The organism is Brachyspira catarrhinii (genome assembly GCF_005518285.1).
Classification (GTDB): domain Bacteria; phylum Spirochaetota; class Brachyspiria; order Brachyspirales; family Brachyspiraceae; genus Brachyspira; species Brachyspira catarrhinii.
In genome coordinates this window covers 1-514 of the sequence record NZ_SJDU01000758.1, presented here as the reverse complement: position 1 = coordinate 514, position 514 = coordinate 1, and the positions used below count along the sequence as shown (strand labels likewise).

The 514-nt window shown below is 30.9% G+C and carries 1 protein-coding gene; it reads right to left on the bottom strand.

All coding sequences use genetic code 11. The features are described from left to right. On the bottom strand, positions 1 to 486 hold a 486-nt coding region (locus tag EZH24_RS13365; protein WP_272897911.1), incomplete at its 3' end, for a galactokinase family protein. Between the last annotated feature and the right edge of the window lie 28 nt (positions 487 to 514).

Below are 514 nucleotides of genomic sequence, written 5' to 3'. Positions count from 1 at the left end.
GCTGAGTCCGCTTCCCATTAAAACTTTATTATTTAAGAAAGCGGTAAATCCTCCGATTTTATAACCCGAATTTATAAGTCCCGCGCAAACTCCTCTTATTAAAGCGGTTGATTTTCCATATTCTTTTTTGTCGATTTCCAAATTATTAATATCTATAGAATCTGGATTATCGATTCCGTCCGTATAAACGATTATTTTATTATCTTCTCTCTTTGAAATCAAAGCCAATTTATCCAAATTAATCGAAGCCGTCAAAACGTTCCCGTTATTATGGTCGGTATGATTTCCCGATAATTCCGTTCTTCCCGAAGCGCTGAATATTTGGACATTATCAGATTTTTCTATTTTTTGAAAGCTCTCCAAAACCGAAGACAATCTTAAATAAGCTTCTTCGATTGAATTTTTATCTCCTCCGTATATTTTGTCAAATTTATCGTCCAATTTTTTATTTGTTAATAATTCTTTTAATTCGGATATTTTATACATTGTTTACCTCTAATTTTTTAATTATAAA